This window comes from Gilliamella sp. App2-1, assembly GCF_001690255.1.
GTDB lineage: Bacteria > Pseudomonadota > Gammaproteobacteria > Enterobacterales > Orbaceae > Gilliamella > Gilliamella apicola_G.
On sequence record NZ_LZGR01000016.1, the window covers coordinates 17,912 to 37,964 of the forward strand.

At 34.6% G+C, this 20,053-nt stretch carries 16 protein-coding genes; 10 read left to right on the top strand and 6 right to left on the bottom strand.

The annotated features are described in order from the left end of the window. Positions 1 to 59: 59 nt before the first annotated feature. The 3 genes from sstT to A9G22_RS01885 all read right to left on the bottom strand — a co-directional run bounded on the left by sstT (position 60) and on the right by A9G22_RS01885 (position 6,168). A complete protein-coding gene (sstT, locus tag A9G22_RS01875; RefSeq protein ID WP_065587385.1) occupies positions 60 to 1,316 on the bottom strand; it encodes a serine/threonine transporter SstT in 1,257 nt (418 codons plus the stop codon). A gap of 440 nt (positions 1,317 to 1,756) precedes the next feature. Then, complete coding sequence (locus A9G22_RS01880) at positions 1,757 to 4,954, bottom strand: efflux RND transporter permease subunit (RefSeq protein ID WP_065587384.1); 3,198 nt, start codon at positions 4,952 to 4,954, stop codon at positions 1,757 to 1,759. A gap of 17 nt (positions 4,955 to 4,971) precedes the next feature. Beyond that, a complete protein-coding gene (locus A9G22_RS01885; protein ID WP_065587383.1) occupies positions 4,972 to 6,168 on the bottom strand; it encodes an efflux RND transporter periplasmic adaptor subunit in 1,197 nt (398 codons plus the stop codon). 407 nt (positions 6,169 to 6,575) lie between these two features. Here A9G22_RS01885 and zipA point away from each other — a divergent pair, with 407 nt between their 5' ends. The 4 genes from zipA (at position 6,576) to A9G22_RS01905 (ending at position 10,530) form a co-directional block, all read left to right on the top strand. Further along, positions 6,576 to 7,487, top strand: coding sequence for a cell division protein ZipA (gene zipA, locus A9G22_RS01890; RefSeq protein WP_176700211.1), 912 nt, complete (start codon positions 6,576 to 6,578; stop codon positions 7,485 to 7,487). A gap of 228 nt (positions 7,488 to 7,715) precedes the next feature. Then, a complete protein-coding gene (ligA, locus tag A9G22_RS01895) occupies positions 7,716 to 9,746 on the top strand; it encodes an NAD-dependent DNA ligase LigA (RefSeq protein WP_075508256.1) in 2,031 nt (676 codons plus the stop codon). Positions 9,747 to 9,813: 67 nt separating this feature from the next. After that, positions 9,814 to 10,332 (top strand): S-ribosylhomocysteine lyase, encoded by a 519-nt coding sequence (gene luxS / locus A9G22_RS01900; RefSeq protein WP_065587382.1) that lies wholly within the window; start codon positions 9,814 to 9,816, stop codon positions 10,330 to 10,332. 9 nt (positions 10,333 to 10,341) lie between these two features. Further along, a complete protein-coding gene (locus A9G22_RS01905; protein WP_065587381.1) occupies positions 10,342 to 10,530 on the top strand; it encodes a 2-hydroxymuconate tautomerase in 189 nt (62 codons plus the stop codon). 179 nt (positions 10,531 to 10,709) lie between these two features. Here the strand turns inward: A9G22_RS01905 and ribA are convergent, their stop codons facing one another. Then, entirely contained in the window at positions 10,710 to 11,321 is a 612-nt protein-coding gene (gene ribA / locus A9G22_RS01910) for a GTP cyclohydrolase II (RefSeq protein ID WP_065587380.1), read from the bottom strand. Positions 11,322 to 11,422: 101 nt separating this feature from the next. Here ribA and A9G22_RS01915 point away from each other — a divergent pair, with 101 nt between their 5' ends. The 6 genes from A9G22_RS01915 (at position 11,423) to A9G22_RS01940 (ending at position 17,126) form a co-directional block, all read left to right on the top strand. After that, the gene (locus A9G22_RS01915; RefSeq protein ID WP_075508250.1) at positions 11,423 to 12,142 is read left to right on the top strand and encodes a phosphatase PAP2 family protein; all 720 of its coding nucleotides are present in this window, start codon (positions 11,423 to 11,425) and stop codon (positions 12,140 to 12,142) included. A 158-nt stretch (positions 12,143 to 12,300) separates the two neighbouring features. Then, on the top strand, positions 12,301 to 12,606 hold the full coding sequence (locus A9G22_RS01920; RefSeq protein ID WP_065587378.1) for a LapA family protein: 306 nt from the start codon (positions 12,301 to 12,303) through the stop codon (positions 12,604 to 12,606). Between the two features lie 12 nt (positions 12,607 to 12,618). Next, the gene (gene lapB / locus A9G22_RS01925; protein ID WP_075508251.1) at positions 12,619 to 13,797 is read left to right on the top strand and encodes a lipopolysaccharide assembly protein LapB; all 1,179 of its coding nucleotides are present in this window, start codon (positions 12,619 to 12,621) and stop codon (positions 13,795 to 13,797) included. Between the two features lie 15 nt (positions 13,798 to 13,812). Then, the gene (locus A9G22_RS01930) at positions 13,813 to 14,598 is read left to right on the top strand and encodes a YchF/TatD family DNA exonuclease (protein ID WP_075508252.1); all 786 of its coding nucleotides are present in this window, start codon (positions 13,813 to 13,815) and stop codon (positions 14,596 to 14,598) included. Further along, on the top strand, positions 14,588 to 15,700 hold the full coding sequence (locus A9G22_RS01935) for a ribosomal protein uL16 3-hydroxylase (RefSeq protein ID WP_075508253.1): 1,113 nt from the start codon (positions 14,588 to 14,590) through the stop codon (positions 15,698 to 15,700). Before A9G22_RS01930 ends, A9G22_RS01935 begins: the two co-directional genes overlap by 11 nt. A gap of 184 nt (positions 15,701 to 15,884) precedes the next feature. Next, the gene (locus A9G22_RS01940) at positions 15,885 to 17,126 is read left to right on the top strand and encodes an MFS transporter (RefSeq protein ID WP_065587374.1); all 1,242 of its coding nucleotides are present in this window, start codon (positions 15,885 to 15,887) and stop codon (positions 17,124 to 17,126) included. Positions 17,127 to 17,988: 862 nt separating this feature from the next. On the opposite strand, the gene A9G22_RS01945 is transcribed toward A9G22_RS01940, so the two are convergent. Together A9G22_RS01945 and A9G22_RS01950 are read right to left on the bottom strand one after the other, a co-directional pair. Beyond that, complete coding sequence (locus A9G22_RS01945) at positions 17,989 to 18,648, bottom strand: YtxH domain-containing protein (protein WP_065587373.1); 660 nt, start codon at positions 18,646 to 18,648, stop codon at positions 17,989 to 17,991. A gap of 147 nt (positions 18,649 to 18,795) precedes the next feature. Next, positions 18,796 to 19,683, bottom strand: a complete 888-nt coding sequence (locus A9G22_RS01950; protein WP_065587372.1) for an SDR family oxidoreductase — start codon at positions 19,681 to 19,683, stop codon at positions 18,796 to 18,798. Positions 19,684 to 20,053 lie beyond the last annotated feature (370 nt).

Below are 20,053 nucleotides of genomic sequence, written 5' to 3' on the forward strand. Positions count from 1 at the left end.
GCAAAAATTGCTAATCAAATAGATTTGCGTATTTAATGAACGTTAATGTTTATCATAACCTAAGTTTTGTTGGTTGCCTTTTGTTTTTCTTGGGCTGCCGATGAAACAGCGCCAATAAACACTACATCACTTGACGAGTTTAATGCAGTTTCAACCGAATCTTGGATCACGCCGATGGCAATCCCAATCCCAATCACTTTGGCTGAAATTTCGTTCGGTATACCAAACATACTACAAGCAACAGGGATAAGTAGTAACGAGCCTCCCGCAATTCCCGATGCACCACAAGCACACACCGAAGTTACAATACAAAGTAATACCGCAGAATAAATATCAACATGTATACCAGCACTAACCGGCATTGAATTAACCGTTGCTAAAGTTAAAACCGTTATAGTGACAGCAGCACCCGACATATTAATTGCAGCGCCTAATGGCACAGCAACAGTATAGGTATCTTCATCCATGTTATATTTTTTACAGATTTCAATATTCACGGGAATATTGGCCGCAGAGCTACGCGTAAAGAAAGCAGGTATAGCACTTTCTTTTAAAGAGGTAAAAACCAGGGGATAAGGATTTTTCCGCATAACTAAATAGGCGAGTAATGGATTGATAACTAATGCGACAATTAACATACAACAAACTAATACAACCAATAAATGTGCATATTTCAGTAATTCACCAAAACCAGTCTCTGCTAACGTCGAAGCTACAAGCCCAAATACACCAAAAGGAGCAAATCGAATAATAATTCTGACAATAAATGAAATAGCATGAGACAGATCATTCATCATTGTTTTAGTGCTTTGACTAGCGTGCCTTAGTGCCAAACCAATACCTACGCCCCATACAATAAGACCGATATAATTTGCCTTTATAAGCGCATTGATTGGATTGTCGATCATTTTTCCTAGTAACGTTTTTAACACCTCACTAATGCCATTAGGCGGAGAAAGCTCAAGGTTATTTAGTGTGTCACCAAATGAAAGTTGCGATGGGAATAAAAAGCTAGCAATGGTTGCTAATAGTGCCGCCAGCATCATTCCAACAAAATAAAGGGCAATTAGCGGTCCCATATTTGCTTGCTTACCATGCTGATGGTTGGATATTGATGCAATCACTAAAATGAGCACAAGTATAGGGGCAACTGATTTTAAAGCATTAATAAATAATCCACCTATGAGTGACATTCCTAATGCGGTATCTTTTGATACTGCAGCAAGAATAATGCCAAATATTAAGCCCAACAAAATCTGCGGTATCAACCCTACTTTTAAGTAAAAACGAACCAACGGATTAGATGAGTGTGACATGGTATTTTCCTGTTTATTAAAAATAAGCTTAAAACATTAACATATTTGAATACTAAATTTATATAAAAAAATCATCATAATAATCTTTTTTTATATATTACTTGAATTAATCACTAAGTTTAATTATTAATTGAAAAATGAATAGATTTAAAAATTACCTAGCAATGAAATGGCTAAGCGCAACCACAAAAAGAAAAAGTGTATAAAATTTAAACTAATTGTAAAAAAGTAAATGAAAGCACAAAATTGGCAGTCGGGTAATTACACTTTTTGAAGAGAATTTGCTACTTTTACTGATTATTTTATAGTTAGTTACTACATAATTAGAACCATAAAAAATGCGCTAATTCAAATAGCGCATTTTTGTATATTAATAACTTATTCAAAATGCACGTGCCACAAAAACTGATACGTGCATATGAAACTAACTATCCATCTGTTTATTTTGAACGGTTAGTTGGTAACACAACTTTATTTCTATGTTTAGTAAATATTTTAGTTATAAACAAGAAGAACAACGGAACATAAAATATAGTTAAAAATGTTGCTGTTAACATACCACCAATTACTCCAGTACCTACTGCATTTTGGCTTGCAGAACCTGCTCCACTATTTAATGCGAGTGGCAATACCCCAAGAATGAAGGCAAATGAAGTCATTAAAATTGGACGTAGACGCAAACGACAAGCTTCAAGTGTTGCGTCAATTAATGATTTACCCTCTTTTTCAAGAGCATCTTTGGCAAATTCTACAATCAAAATAGCATTTTTAGCTGACAGCCCCATTGTTGTTAATAAACCAACAATGAAGTAAATATCATTATCAAGTCCTCTAAACATCGTTGCATAAACTGTACCTAAAATACCCAGTGGAATAATAAATAAAATCGAAATAGGGACAGTCCAACTTTCATATAACGCAGCTAATGACAAGAACACCACAATGATCGAAATAATATAAAGTGTCGTTGTTTGTGATCCTGTTTGACGTTCTTGATAAGAAATGTCTGTCCAATCAAAAGTAAAACCCTTAGGTAAGTTTTTTGATAACGCTGCCATCACAGCCATAGCTTGCCCAGAACTCAGGCCTGGTGCAGCTGAACCACTTATACCCATTGCCGCCACACCATCATAACGAACCAATGATGGTGAACCATAACTTTTTGAAGTAGTTGCAAAAGCATCGTAAGGTACCATTTGACCATTTTTATTTTTAACATGCCAATAACTAAAATCATCAGGCAACATGCGGTAAGGTGCTTCTGATTGAAGGTAGACTTTCTTAACCCGGTTATTATAAACAAAGTCATCAATATAAGCAGAACCTAATGCTGTTGATAATACGGTATTTACACTACTAACCGACACACCCAGTGCTTGAGCAGTTTCAAAATCAACATTAATTTTATATTGAGGAACATCTAACATGCTACCAGGACGAACTTGCTGTAAATAAGGGTGATGAGATGCTTGCCCAAATATTTGGAAAAACGCAGCAACTAATGCTTGGTGTCCCAATCCTGCTGTATCTTTAAGCATATAAGAGAAGCCATTAGCCATACCTAAAGATGGCACCGCGGGTAAATTAGTGACAATCACACGACCGTCGGTTATGGTTGAAGCAAATCCCATACCACTTCCAACTAAAGCATTAATTTTTTGATCAGTGCGTTTACGCTCATCCCAATTTTTTAATCGGACAAACCCCATTCCCATATTTTGCCCACGTCCAATTATACTAAAGCCGGCGACAGTAAAAATTTCTTCAACAGAATCTGCTTTTTGTTCGGTATAAAAACGTGATGTTTTATTTAATACTGACATCGTTTGTTCTAATGTTGAGCCAGGTGGCAATTCAACTATCACCAAAAGAACACCCTGATCTTCGTTTGGTAAAAAACCTGTAGGTAAACGGTTAAAACCAAATAATAATCCGACTAGTATTAAAGCATAACAAACAAAAGCAATTACTGGTTTACGAATAACCCTTATAATGCCTTTTTCATAAGAATGTAAACTCTTGTCATAAAAACGATTAAACCATCTAAAGAAACGTTTGGTTCCTTTTGAGCACCAACTAAATGGTGGTATTGACTCTAATTTTTCACCTAAAGAAGTTCTTCTAATTTTACTTTTTGATGGGGCTTTCAAAATCTGCACACAAAGAGCCGGTGTCAACACTATCGCCATTAATACTGATAATGCCATCGCAGTTACAATGGTAATAGAAAATTGACGATATATTCCCCCTGCTGCACCACCATAAAATGCCATCGGTACAAACACAGCAGATAATACAACCGCAATACCCACCAACGCTGAAGTGATTTGTTCCATTGATTTAACAGTTGCATCATAAGGCGATAGGCCTTCTTCATGCATAATACGTTCAACGTTTTCGATAACAACAATTGCATCATCAACTAATAATCCGATAGCCAATACCATCGCGAACATTGATAACGTGTTGATAGTAAATCCACAAATATACAAAATTGCAAATGTACCTAACAGCACAACAGGTACCGTGATAGTAGGAATAAGTGTCGAACGCAGGTTTTGTAAAAACACATACATTACAATAACAACCAAAATGATTGCTTCAACTAACGTATGAATTACATTGTTAATAGATAATTTAACAAATGGGGTCGTATCATATGGAAAAGCATATTTGATATCTTCTGGGAAGATTTTGGATAACTCTTCTAATTTTTCATCCACTTTATTTGATGTATCTAATTGGTTAGCTCCTGTTGCTAAATATATCCCAAGACCAGCTGAGGCATTACCGTTATAACGCGAAATAAAATTATAATCCGATGCGCCTATTTCAACTGTAGCTACATCTTTTAATAAGATGTTCGAGCCATTGGTATTGACTCGAACAAGAATATTTTGAAATTGTTCAGGCGTTTTTAAACGCGATTGGGCGGTAATCGTTGCATTAAGTTCTTGTCCATCTGTTGATGGTAAAGCGCCTAATTGCCCTGCTGTTACTTGCGCATTTTGCGCTTGAATAGCAGCGATGATTTCTTCAATTGATAAATTAAAATAGGTCAGTTTATTTGGATCAAGCCAGATACGCATAGCGTATTCAGAACCAAATAATTGTGTATCACCAACACCTTGTACACGACGAATCTGATCTTGCACAGTAGAGTAAACAAAGTCAGCAATATCAGCTTGTGTTTTTTGTGGATTTGTTGAATAAAAACCAACAACTTTTAAGAAGTTAGTGTTATTTTTAGCAACCGATACCCCATTTTTTTGTACACTTTCAGGTAGACGAGATTTTATACTTTCTACTTTGTTTAACACTTGTACTTGAGCAAAATCTGGATTAGTACCTGGTGCGAAAGTTAACGTTGTTTGGACAACACCTTGAGCACTACTGGTTGATTTCATGTAAATTAGATTATCCAATCCAGTTAAATTCTGCTCAATCAACTGAGTGACCGTATTTTCGATAGTTTGTGCATCGGCGCCTGGGTAAACTGCACTAACAGTTACAGCAGGAGGAGCAATATCAGGATACTGCTCAACGGCTAATAGCTTTATACATAAAGCTCCACCCAGCATCATCATGATAGCAATTACCCATGCAAAAATAGGTCTATCAATAAAAAACTTAGCCATAATTAAACCTACCCCTGTTATTTCATGCTTTTTTGAATAATACTATCTAATTCTTCTTGGGTTAGCTTTGCCGGCTCTCCAACCATTTTACCTTTCATTGGTATACCCATTTCAACTGCGATTAGATTAAGTAAGCCTGTCACAATAACTTGTTCACCAATATCAATGCCTTTTGTAACAACCCAATAGCCATTAATACCCGTGTATACTTGAATATCTTGTCGATATTCAATAGTATTATCAGGCTTTAAAATTTTAGCTGTGTACTGTCCCTTTGCGTTACTGGTAATGCCCTGTTGTGGTACAAGCACAGCATTTTTGATATAACCTAATGTCATCTGAGGTTTAACGAACATACCTGGTAAAATTTTGCCTTCAGTGTTTGCAAACTGTGAGCGTAATGTTACAGTCCCTGTGGTTTCATTGACCGTCATATCAGAAAATTTAACACTACCAGGATAAGCGTATTTAGAACCATCATTAAAGTATAATTCGACATTATTATCTTTAGCTGGTTCATAAATAACATTTTCATCTTGAAGATATTTATTATAACGAGTAGCCGCTTCGGTCATATCAACATAAATAGGGTCAAGCTGTTGAACTAATGCTAATGGAGAAGATTGACCAGCCGAAACTAATGCCCCTTCGGTAACACTCGATTTACCAATATATCCATCAATTGGCGAATATACTTTTGTATAGTCTAAATTGACTTTGGCTGTATGCTCAGCTGCTTGTGCAACTGATACAGCAGCTTCAGCCTGTTTAGCATCGGCTGCTGCCTTATCGTAATCTTGTTGGCTAATTGATTTAGTATTTAATAATCCAGCATAACGTTTAAGAGTCAGTTGTGCAATATTTGCATTTGCTTTAGCACTAGCAACACTTGCTACAGCACTATCATAATTAGCTTGATAAATAGCTGGATCTATTTGATAAAGTGACTGCCCAGCTTTAACATTTGAACTTTCGTCAAATTCACGTTTTAAAACAATTCCACCTACTTGAGGTCTAATTTCAGCTATTTGAGATGCAATAACCCTACCTGGTAAACTGATTTTTAATGTATAGTTCAATGGTTCAACTTTAAATACGGTTACTTTAGGTAATTTATTATTACTGTTTTGTGATTTACCATTATCACAACTTGTTAATATAAGTAGGCTTGCACATACCACTGGCAAGGCTAATACTAGCTTGTTAAATCTCATATAAAATGACCTCAGTAAACTTAATAATTATTTTATTTATAATAATAGATCCTATTTAAAAGTAATCGGCAATTTTACAAAAAATATACATAGATTGTAAGTATCTTTACATTTTAATAGCACAGAGTTCTAAAAAATGATTTACTGAGTTATGATATTAAAATGTATATTGATAATTATGATTATTATTAGAAATAAAGTAATATAGACTAATTGTTTTTTGTGCTATAAAGTATCTTAAATAAAATGTTATACTACTAATATCAAAATACGGTTACTCTAATGAAGTTTAATTCAAATTACTGATAAAAAATAAAAATTTCACATTATTGTACTTCGTAATGATTTTTTCAAAATATGATTGAATAATTTGAGTCTATATTTAATTTAATACAGAGATGGTTATTATGGATAATTTACGTATTGTTCTAGTTGTTGTTGCATCCTTAGTCATTATTGCATTGCTTATCCATGGATTTTGGATCAATAAAAAAGAACATTCTTCGCTTTTTAGTTCAAATAAAAAAAGCAAATTTGCACAAAATACACAACAACATCAAGACTTTTCTATGACCGATAATGATGAAGATGTGATTTTATTCAAACCCAAAGCAACAAAAAATAATGAAATAATTGAAACTAGTATAATTATCGATGAATCTATAGAGCAAAAAAATATACCACAACAAGATGATTTATTTGTTGATAATGATGATAAACAAGAAATTAATACTGATATAACAGAAGATCCTGTTATCAACGTTAATCGTGACCTTTTTGAAAATGAAGATGAACAAAAACTTAATTTAACTCAAATAACAAAAGAAAACCAATTTGATACTAATAACAAAATTGACCATAACAACAAACCTAAAAAACTAAATATTGACAACGAGCAATCCACAACCGAAATTATTGTGTTAAATGTTACAGGTCTGAACGGAACATTACTACAAGGCGATGTGCTACTTGCGAGCATGATACAATCAGGTTTTCTATTTGGAGATATGAGAATTTTCCACCGTCATGTAGATCCTGCTGGTAATGGTCCAATACTATTTAGTTTAGCCAATATGGTCGCACCTGGATATTTGGATCCCGAAACAATGCATGAATTTACCACACCTGGCGTATCTATTTTTATGGTTGCACCAACTGAGGGAAACAATCAGCAAAATTTCAAATTAATGTTACAAACAGCGCAACGTATAGCTGATGATGTCAACGGAGTAGTATTAGATGATGAACATCATATGCTAACGCCACAAAAAATCGACAGTTATAAAGAACGCATTAAAAAAGCTTGTAACGAAATTTAGCCACATTATCTTCAACAAAACTTGAACAAAATTCCACCAACACGGGTTGGTGGCGAAAAATAAATATCGATATAACCTATAATAAGTTATGTTAATTTAACTAGGTGTTAATCACAGTTAAATTAATATAATTGTAATGATATTCCCAAAACCTACGTTTTAATTTAAGAGCCTATTATCATGTCACTATCTAATGCAACCGAGAATTCAACAAACTCATTTGAATCGATTAAAGATATAACAGAAAAATTGACTTCATTACGAGATATAATTAGGCACCATGAGTACTGTTATTATGTACTTGATACACCAGAAATTCCTGATGTTGAATATGATAAATTAATAAAACAACTGCAAACATTAGAACAACAATATCCCGACCTTATTACGCCGGACTCGCCAACTCAACGAGTTGGTGGATCCCCATTAGCACAATTTGCATCTATCAAACATGAAATGCCCATGTTATCACTCGATAATGTGTTTGATGATGCTAGTTTTATTGCATTTAATAAAAGAGTTAAAGATCGTCTTCATTTAAGTGATACCGACCATGTTGAATATTGTTGTGAGCTCAAACTTGATGGACTTGCCGTCAGTCTCCTTTATGAAAATGGCCACTTTATACAAGCTGCAACGCGAGGGGATGGTACAACAGGAGAAGACATAACAGCCAATGTAAGAACCATCAAAACAATTCCGCTAGTTCTAAGGAGCAACAACATTCCTTCTCGATTAGAAGTTCGTGGTGAAGTATTTATGACACATAAAGGCTTCGAAAAACTCAACACAGAAGCCGAAAAGCGGAAAGAGAAAGTATTTGCCAATCCGCGTAATGCTGCCGCTGGTTCATTAAGACAATTAGATCCTAAAATCACCGCAAAAAGACCATTAACATTTTTTTGTTACGGTGTAGGTATTGTCGAAGGCACAACGTTACCTAATACTCATTATGACCGCTTAATGCAATTTAAAGCTTGGGGATTGCCAGTTAGTGATAAAGTTCAAAAACGTCAAGGTGCACAGGCTGCTTTAGATTATTTTAAACAAATTGGCGAGCAACGCATGTCATTAGACTTTGATATTGATGGTGTGGTTATCAAAGTTAATAGTATTGAACAACAAAAAGAACTTGGCTTTGTTGCGCGTGCACCAAGATGGGCAACTGCATTTAAATTCCCTGCTCAAGAAGAAGTCACACAATTAAACAAGGTAGACTTTCAAGTTGGACGAACAGGCGCAATTACACCAGTTGCAAGACTTAAACCAGTTTCAGTCGCAGGTGTTATTGTAAGTAATGCGACATTACATAATAGTGATGAGATTACACGATTAGGCGTCCGTGAAGGTGACTATGTAACAGTACGCCGAGCAGGTGATGTTATTCCAAAAATTGTCGCTGTCATATTGAATAGAAGACCTGCGGACACAAAAGAGATCATATTCCCAACTCACTGTCCTATTTGTGGATCACAAATAGTGCGAGATGAAGGCCAAGCAGTGTCGCGCTGTGCCGGTGGACTAATTTGCCCAGCACAACGTAAAGAAGCCTTAAAACATTTTGTTTCAAGACGAGCTATGAATATCGATGGTATGGGGGATAAAATCATTGAACAATTGGTGGATAAAGATTATGTCAAAACCCCAGTAGATCTTTATAAACTTAGTCTACCAAAGCTATGTAGTTTGGACAAAATTGGCGAAAAATCTGCCAATAATTTATTAAATGCATTAGAGGCATCTAAAAATACCACATTAAGCCGTTTTATATTTGCGCTTGGAATTCCAAATGTGGGGGAAGTTACTGCCGAAAATTTGGTTAATCAACTGGGTAATTTATCGGCAATCGAAAACGCTTCACTTGAACAATTACAAATGGTAAATGATATTGGCGTCGTTATTGCCGAAAGCATTATAGACTTTTTCCAAGAGCCACATAATCGCAATGTAATAGATCAGCTAACTAGCGATAAAATTGGCATTCACTGGCAAGATGTTAACCCGCAAATACAAGCAACCGATACAAACTCACCCTTTTCGGGTAAAACTATTGTATTAACCGGTACTTTATCGATTTTAACGCGCGATGAAGCGAAAAGTAGATTAAAGCAGTTAGGCGCAAAAGTCACAGGCAGTGTATCAAAAAATACCGATCTCGTGATTGCCGGAGAAGCCGCTGGCTCTAAACTTGCTAAAGCCCAAGAACTGGGAATAAAAGTTATTGACGAGCAAGAAATGGTAAATTTACTTGCCGAGTAAATATAAAATCCATTGGTACTTATTAGCTGATTGATTAAAATAACAAGCAAAAAACAAGGAGGACATTATGCCTTTATTAGATAGTTTTAAAGTCGATCATACCAAAATGAAAGCTCCTTTTGTGCGAATAGCCAAAACCATGGCAACCCCAAAAGGTGATGATATTACGGTGTTTGATCTACGCTTTACCATTCCCAACAAAGACAAATTGCCAGAAAAAGGAATTCATACATTAGAACATTTATTTGCCGGCTTTATGCGCGATCATCTCAACAATGATAAAGTTGAAATAATCGATATTTCACCAATGGGGTGTCGCACTGGTTTTTACATGAGCTTAATTGGTCAACCCGTCGAAGAATTAGTCGTTGATGCATGGCTCAAATCAATGCATGATGTATTAAATGTTAAATCGCAAAATCAGATTCCAGAATTAAATGAATATCAATGTGGTACTTATAAAATGCACTCATTAGATGAAGCCAAAGACATCGCTGAACAAGTTATAAAATCCGGTATTGGTGTATGTCATAATGATGAAATAGCATTGACGGATGAACAGCTTGCCAAAATTAATCATCACTAGGAGATATTTATGCCAAATGTCGTTATCGACTTTTTAGAAGGTCGCACTATAGAGCAAAAGAGAGAAATGGCAAAACGCGTGACTCATGCTATTGCCGAAACCCTCAACTGCAAACCGGAAGCCGTACAAATCATCATGCACGAAATATCTAAAGATCAGATTGCTAATGGTGGCGTATTGCGCAGTGATAGAGATTGATATTAACGTGGGAAATAATATAAAAAATAACAGTATCAATAAGTTAAAATTATTTTGTATATCCTGCTCCATAAAAAATCTCAAAATAGAAAATATATTTTGAGATTTTTTATTCCAACATTTTTACTATATTAGCTAAAATCAATCGCAGATAAACAACTTGCTATTTAACCAAGCAATTAATGTTTACAATTGACGTGATGCAGATGAAGCAAATGGCCCATTTTATTCGCTTTGGTTTCTAAATAGTGTTCATTATTCGGATTTTCACCGACTTCCAACGGTACCCGCTGTGTAATTTTAATGCCAGACTGCTCAAGCACTCTTATTTTTTCTGGGTTATTGGTTAATAAACGGATTTGTGACACCCCCAATAAAGTCAGCATATCTGCGCATAAAGTAAAATCGCGTTCATCCGCTGCAAAACCCAATTGCTCATTGGCTTCCACCGTATCTAAACCTTGATCTTGTAACGCATAAGCTCTAATTTTATTCAGTAAACCAATATTACGCCCTTCTTGACGATGATAAATTAAAATCCCTTTACCTTCTTTTGCAATTTGTTTTAAGGCTGCTTCTAATTGAAAGCCACAATCACAGCGTAAACTAAAAAGCGCATCACCCGTTAGGCATTCAGAATGAATTCTTGTAAGAACTGGTGTATCACCCGACACATCACCAAATACTAATGCAGCATGATCTTTTTTTGTCGCAATTTCTTCAAATCCAACAATAGTGAAACATCCCCATGGTGTTGGCAGTTTCGCTTGTGCAACACGTTTTAATTGCATTATTATCTCCGTTTTAACTAAAACATAGATAAGATTTTATAAAAATAAATCTATCTTCTATGCTAAAATATTAAGTAATTTGTACTTAATTGAGTTTATTAATGAGGTTAGTAATAAAAAAAACAATAGCTATATTAGCTATTTTCTTAGCTGTTCCTTTTGTTATTATAGCCATAAATTGGCATTGGCAACCAGCGTCATTAAATAATACATCTAAATATTTATTCTTAATAACGGAAACAGCAAGTTTCCCTTGGGCAATAATTACATCAACAATTTTATTTTTAGTATTTTGTCTGTTATTACCCAAGAAAACAAAAAAACGAATTATATTATTATGGTTGCTTCTTGTTAGTGCAATATTAAGTGGGCAAATAATTAAAAACCTTATAAAATCGCAGACAGCAGAATCAAGGCCTTATGTACTTTGGATGGCTACGGAATTTAATATTAGCGACCAACAATTTTATTCGAAATCACAATCAGAAAGAAAAGAAATTATCCGTCAGTTATTTAACAATTCACCAACGATCCCAAGTTGGTTATCAAACCACTGGCAAAATGAAACTGGATACGCTTTTCCTTCTGGACATACTTTATTAGCTGTAACTTGGGCATTTTTAGCCTTAACATTACTAAAATGTGAGCAACATTATATAATAGTATCGTTCACCATTATTTGGTCTATATTGATTGAAATTAGCCGGTTATTATTAGGCATGCACAAACCCATTGATCTAATAGCAAGTGTATTAATCGCTTGGGTAATTTCATTAATTTTCTGTTTTTATGCTAGAAAATGGCATATAGTAGATCAATAATTTTAAATACCAATTTTGAAAAAGTGCTATTCACAACAGGCAGCATTGATTTTTGAACGTTATAGGTGACTACTTAACTAATCAAAGCAATTTGTAGGAACAGTCTAGTATAATAAATAAAAACGTTTAACTAAAAATAAAAAAGAAAGGTCAACATTATGAAATTTGTTATATCAATTTTATTAATAATTCTCATCTTTGCCATCTCAATAGCAATAGGATCAGCTAATGATCAAATAGTAACATTTAATTATTTGATTGATAAAACTGAAATTCGCTTATCAGTGTTATTAGCCATTTTATTTGGTTCTGGCTTTATTGTGGGTTGGATATTAACAGGTATCTTCTTTTTAAAATCTAAATTACAACACTTATCAACAAAACGTAAACTGAGCAAACTACAAAAAAAATATGATGAAGGTATGGCTAATCATCAACAAATAAACTTAACTAAAAGCAATTAAGAATAGGTTACTATGTTTGAACTGTTATTTCTGTTACTTCCTATCGCCGCCGCATACGGTTGGTATATGGGTGACAGAAATGCAAAACAAAAATATTTAAATCAATCTAATCGACTATCGCGTGAATATGTAGATGGTTTGAACTTTCTTTTATCCAATCAACAAGACAAAGCTGTCGATCTTTTCTTAGATATGTTAAAAGAAGACGATGGCACACTCGAAGCACATTTAACATTAGGTAACTTATTTCGCTCTCGAGGCGAGGTTGACAGAGCAATACGTATTCACCAAGCACTATTAGAAAGCTCATCTTTGACATTTGAACAACGATTATTAGCTATTCAACAACTGGGGCGGGATTACATGGTTGCAGGTCTTTACGATCGTGCCGAAGAGATGTTTTTGCAACTCATTGATGAAGAAGACTTTCAACAACACGCATTACAGCAACTTATCATCATATATCAATCAACCAGTGAATGGGTAAATGCCATTAATATGGCAACTAAACTGGTCAAACTTGGTAATGAAAAATATAAAACCGATATTGCGCAATTTTATTGTGAGTTAGCATCACTGACGATAGCAAATAATGATCTTGATAAAGCAAATAGTCTATTACAAAAATCTGCAATGGCTGATACTAAATGTGCACGTACATCGCTCATGCTGGGTCGGGTTCTTATGGTTCAAGACAAAACAGAGCAAGCTATCAAATCTTTTCAACAGATATTACAGCAAGACAAAGCCTTTATTGGCGAAGCATTGCCTTTATTAAAAGAGTGCTATTTAAAGCTAAATAACCGATATGAATTTCAACAATTTTTGGAATTATGTGTCGATCAAGATACCGGTAATGTAGCCGAGTTGATGCTTGCTGATCTTATTGAAGAACAAAAAGGCTTAGATGCTGCACAATACTTTATGTATCGTGAATTACTTAAACATCCTAACTTAAAAGGATTTTATCGATTAATGAACTATCATGTTGCTGATGCAGAACAAGGTAAAGCAAAAGAAAGCCTTTTACTTTTACGCAACATGGTTGGCGAACAAATAAAAACCGTACCCAATTATCGGTGCCAAAAATGTGGATTTACGGTTAATTCAATCTACTGGTTATGCCCTGCTTGCCGTTCGTGGTCAACAATAAAACCTGTTCGTGATTTTGAACAACTTTCAAATAAATAAAAAAAAGAGATTTTTATGTTTCTAATTGACTCTCACTGCCATTTAGATAGTTTAGACCTTAGTACTAAATCTATCGAAGATGTTTTACAAGAAGCTACCAACAATGACGTTAAACATTGCCTAAGTGTGGCAACAACACTGTCGGGCTATGAATCGATGAAACATAAGCTTACACCCTATCAAAATCAATGCTCCTTTTCGTGTGGAATTCACCCACTTAACCTTGATGACGAAATATACGATGCCGAGCGCTTTCAAAACTTAGCCCAAGAAGATAACGTCATAGCACTAGGTGAAACAGGTCTTGACTATTATTACCAACAAGATAATTTGGAGCTACAACAAGAGAATTTTAAAGAACATATTCGATTAGGCCGAAAATTAAATAAACCCGTCATTGTCCATACACGTAATGCCAAAGAAGATACCTTAAAAATCTTAAAAGATAAGCATGTTCATTCGGGCGTGTTGCACTGTTTTACAGAAGATATCGAAACAGCAAAACAACTATTAGATATCGGTTTTTATATCTCATTTTCAGGAATAATCACCTTTAAAAATGCCGAAGCTCTACGTGAAGTTGCCAAATACGTGCCACTTGATCGTATCTTGGTCGAAACCGACTCACCTTATCTTGCTCCCGTTCCATACCGAGGCAAAGAAAACCAACCCGCTTATGTTCGTGAAGTGGCACAATATTTATCTGCTTTAAAAGGTGTCTCTTTAGAAGAGATAGCACAAAAGACCACATCTAATTTTTGTCAATTATTCAATCTTCAAGGAAAATTAAATGAATTATAAGTTAGCCATTGATTGGGATGATTTTTTAACAAATTATTGGCAAAAAAAACCTGTAATCCTACGCAAAGCATTTGCACATTTTATTGATCCCATTACACCGGATGAACTCGCAGGTTTAGCGATGGAAGAAGAAATCGATAGCCGGATTGTTTCTAATAAAGATGGTATTTGGGATGCTAGATTTGGACCATTTACTCAATATGATAACTTAGGCGAAGATCATTGGAGTTTACTAGTACAAGCTGTTGATCACTGGCACGAGCAAGCTGCCACACTACTTGAGCCTTTTAAATGCATGCCACAATGGCAATTTGATGATCTCATGATTTCTTACGCAACACAAGGTGCAGGCGTTGGGCCCCATATCGATAATTATGATGTGTTTATCATTCAAGGCATGGGCAGCAGGCGTTGGCAAGTTGGCGATCGCAACCAACATTATAAACAATTTAATGCACACAAAGCATTATTACATGTTGAAGAATATCAACCCATCCTTGACGAGGAAATCACTGCTGGCGATATCTTATACATTCCACTAGGTTGTCCACATAATGGCACATCCATTGGTGAATCACTCAGTTATTCTGTTGGTTTTATGACGCGAACATCCCAAGAGCTATTAAGTAGCTTTGCTGATTATGTCATTGATAACCTGCCAAACGGTATTTATTATCAAGATCCAAATTTAAAACGACCTAAAGATCCATACCAAGTTCAACCTTATGAACTAACAAAACTACAAGATCAAATCATCGATGTAATCAAAACACCTGAGTTATTTAACGATTGGTTCGGTAAACACATTACACTACCAATGCACGATTTAAATATTGTACCAGTTGAACCACCATACGATTGTGATGAATTTGAATCACTACTAAAAAATGGAGCAGAACTAAACCGAGTACAGAGTATTCGAATCCTTAAGGTGGGCAATTTTGGCTACATCCATGGCGAAAAAATTGACTTACCAATGCCCATGATTGATCTTCTTTGTAAAACGGAAATACTCTCTTACCAACAGTTACAAGATAAAGACACTCTTCAAGTCATGCTTGATCTTGTCAACAAAGGCTATTGGTACTTTGCTGAAGAATAACGAATATCTCCGCTGATAATAAAATCGGCGGATAAAACGACTATTTAGCGCTTTAAACTTAGCTTTTTGTTAATTTTAAGTATATACTTGCCCCGCTTTAATTTACCCGCCGTTTAAACAAAAATTAAACATCATAAAACGCAAATTTTAAGTAACTATCTATTTTTAATAACTAGAGGTATACATGAAAACTGAAGCAAACACTATCTTGCACGCAGAAAGTGAAAGCAAATGCACAACCCCATATCAAAAAAGAACCTTATTTGCATCTACCGTTGGTTATGCGCTAGATGGTATGGATATGATGATTTTAGGTGTATGTTTTAGCCTAATCTCAGTCAGTTTTAACCTAACAAAAACAGATTTAGGCACCTTAACCTCAGTAACTTTACTTGGCGCCGTATTAGGTGGTATTTTATTTGGTGTACTAGCCGATAAATATGGTCGAGTAAGAGTCTTTTCATGGACAATTTTGATATTTTCTCTTTTTACTGGATTATGTGCAATTTCACCTAATTACGAGTGCTTTTTAATATTTCGCTTTTTAAGTGGACTTGGACTTGGTGGTGAGTTTGGAATTGGGATGACTTTAGTTTCTGAAAGCTGGCCTAAAAATAAACGCTCAAGAGCAACATCTATTGTTGCATTAGGTTTTCAAGTCGGCATCATTTTAGCAGCATTAACCGTCAACTTTATTGGTGAAATTTATGGTTGGCGCTGGGCTTTTGCGATGGGTGTGCTACCTGCGCTATTTGTTGCATGGACACGTAAAGGTCTAAAAGAGCCAGAAATCTGGCAAAATCTAAAAGACCAAAACAAAAACAAAATAGCCGTTGGCAAATTATTTAAAAATCCAAGAACCATAGCAACCACAATAGGTTTAACCATCGCTTGTGCTGTACAAAACTTCGGTTTTTATGGACTCATGGTTTGGATGCCAAATATGATTGCAACTGAGCTTAAATTGCCATTTAAAAATACCATGTTTTGGACTATTTCAACCACTATAGGTATGTCATTAGGAATTCTAATTTTTGGTTGGTTATGTGATAAGTTTGGTCGTCGCCCTTCTTATATCTTCTTTTTATTCATTTCGGCCGTTTCAATTTGGTTCTATTTTCATCAAACCGATATGTTTATATTAATTATCTTTGGTTCAGTAATTGGCTTTTTTGTTAATGGTATGATGGGCGGATATGGCGCTCTACTTGCTGAACATTACCCAACAGATGCCCGTTCAAGTGCTGAAAATATTATTTTCAATGTCGGTCGAGGCATTGCCGGTGTATCACAAGTACTAATTGCTTATTTAGCCACCGTTTACTCAATTAGCTACGCATTAGCTTTACTATCAGCCGCTTATTTATTATCCGCGACTGCATTTGTCTTTTTAATACCGGAAACAAAAGGTAAAGAACTCGAATAAAATTACACATAAACAGGGCAGTTGCTCTGTTTTTTATACGCTATTGATTAATTACATCAAAAAATTAAAGCAAACTATCTTCAGTGAGTATTACAAGAAGAAGGCGTCAATTGAATACTAAACAATTTTTCATCATGAATATCATAATGATGACTAACACCATTTGGGAAAGCATCCCTAAGTTTTTGAACTTGTGGGCTATTACTATAATAAAGTGTTTTTAGACTTTCTGTCGTCATTTTTTGAAGAATTATTACTTGCTTGATTAGCATCAGCTTTTGAATTATCACAACTACAAAGAACCAAGCTTATCAATTTTGCTCTAGCAATATCACTTCTTTAGGCATACCTTTCATAATATATTTATAGATAAGTTTATTGTTATCTTTTGATATATTATCGAACATCATAAATTTATCAACCATAATGGGTAACTTTTCTTTTAGACCTTCAACAACCGAATCTTGATCAAAACTATAATCACTATCTTTTTGATTATTAATTGTTTGATTTTTTCAGGTGTTGATTGAGCTATAATTTTTATCCTTCTTTCCACAATATCCATATTTTCTTGAATATCCGTTTGTTGAGTATCTATAACTTTTGCTTCTGAATTATCAAAACCAAATAATATTATTCCATTAACATGACAACTGTTGCTTTAATACCTGTCATATTTATTCCTATCCAAGTCAATTCATGACTACTCGCTATCTTATAGAGTAATGATAAATTTTTAATTGTCCATTAAAGAGTAATAAATAAACAATATAAAAAAAAGAATGGTCAAAATAAAAGGGCTTCAAGTAGCCCTTTTATTACAAATAAATTCTAACTATTTGTTCAAATTAACCAAATATATCTAGTCATCATCACAATCATTCGGTTTTACATCCACTGAAAAAACTTTATCATCATTGATATAGTAATCATGATTCGCTCCTCGTGGAAATACTAATCTTAGTGTCTTCATATTAGAATCATCACTACAGTAAAACTCAATCAATTTGTTGCGTACCTCTTTTTGATTGCCTTCAGCCTGTAATGCATCTTTAGTACTATTATTCACAACGTATTTATAATTGATAGTTTTATTATCTGTCGAAACATCAACTAAAGTCGTGTTCTGATCAATTGTCGCTGGTAATTTTGTTTTAATCGCCTTAATCATCAAATTTTCAGCAACGCTATAATTACCCTCTTGCACCTTATTAAGCATATCTTCTTTTTCAGATTTTGTTTGCTCATACAAATCTTTCGCTTTATCACTAATGGTTGCACTTGTTTGTTTAACTTTATCGCTAATCTCTGCGCCTATTTCCTTAGCTTTGTCACTAACATCTGCGCTCATTTGCTTAACCTTATCCACAGCGTCTGAACTCATTTGATTAGCTTTGTCACCAATTTCAGAACCTGTTTGTTCGGCTTTTTGTTTAATATCATCAACTGTTGTTTTTGAATTATCACAATTGACTAAAAAAAACCCTAATACTGCTAAAGTAATCACTTTAAAAAATTTCATTTTATTGCCCTTTTTGCTTGTTTTCTATTTCAATGGTTGTGACAATAATGAATTCATTCATTATTGTCCACTAATTTTAAAATTAATAACTTATAACATTAACAGTAAAAAGATTTAAATCAGTCTGTTTACTGTTACAAAAAACAATTAGTTAATATTCATACCGCCTGTAACGCCATAAGTTTCGCCCGTAGTATAGCTTGATTCTTCTGATGCTAAATGCACATAAACACCAGCAAGTTCAACCGGTTGACCTGCGCGTTGTAATGGTGTTTGTTGTCCAAATTCTGGAATAACATCACTTGGTTGACCGCCACAAATTTGTAATGGCGTCCAAACAGGCCCAGGTGCGACACTATTTACGCGGATGCCCTTATTTCCTAACTGCTTAGCTAAGCCACGAGTAAACGCGATAATAGCTGTTTTAGTTGCAGCATAATCTAATAAATTAGCACTAGGTTGATAAGCTTGAACAGACGAAGTTGTAATAATGGTTGAACCTGGCTTTAAATACCCTAACGCTGCTTTAGTGATCCAAAAAAGCGAAAACACATTAACTTCAAAGGTTTTCTTAATTTGCTCGGTGGTAAGTTCCATAATGTCTTCAACTGCAGTTTGCTTACCAGCAACCAGTGTCAAATTATCTAATCCACCTAATTTATGATGTGCTTCATCAACTAATTTTTTACAAAAAGCCTCATCACTTAAATCACCAGGAATTAATACGGCTTTGCGTCCTGCAGCTTGGATAACTTTTGCTACCTCTTCTGCATCTTTTTGTTCAACAGGAAGATAGTTTATTGCCACATCAGCACCCTCTTTAGCATAAGCTATCGCCGCCGCTCGCCCGATGCCTGAATCGCCACCAGTAACAAGCATTTTACGCCCTTCTAACCGATTATGACCTTGATAACTTTCTTCACCACAATCAGGAATTGGGTTCATTTCGTATTGTAGAGCTGGCGCCACCTGCTTTTGTTTTGGAAATTTGTCATGATGATATTTGGTAAGTGGATTATAGATTTGTTTGCTCATAATTTTCTCCTAAGTTAAATATGTATTTGAAAACAAATTCAATATAACTTAAATAAAATCAATTAATTACCACAAAATCCTATTGCTAAGCATATTTTAATCTTTAAAATACCTAATTAATTCAATAAATTATATTTACTGATAACATAAATTAGAATATTCTTTTTTAAAACTTAATCGTATTGATCAATATCATCCCCAAAATTTTAAAATAAACAACTGAGGTTAATAATGAATAAAGGTGGCTTTCCCTGATTGACTTGGCGAGGTCAATAAAATTAGTAATGCCAGAGCCATGTATGATACATTATCTTGCACCTGATTTAGTGTATCAAATTAAATTTAACTAAGCTAGCGATAACAAATTAAA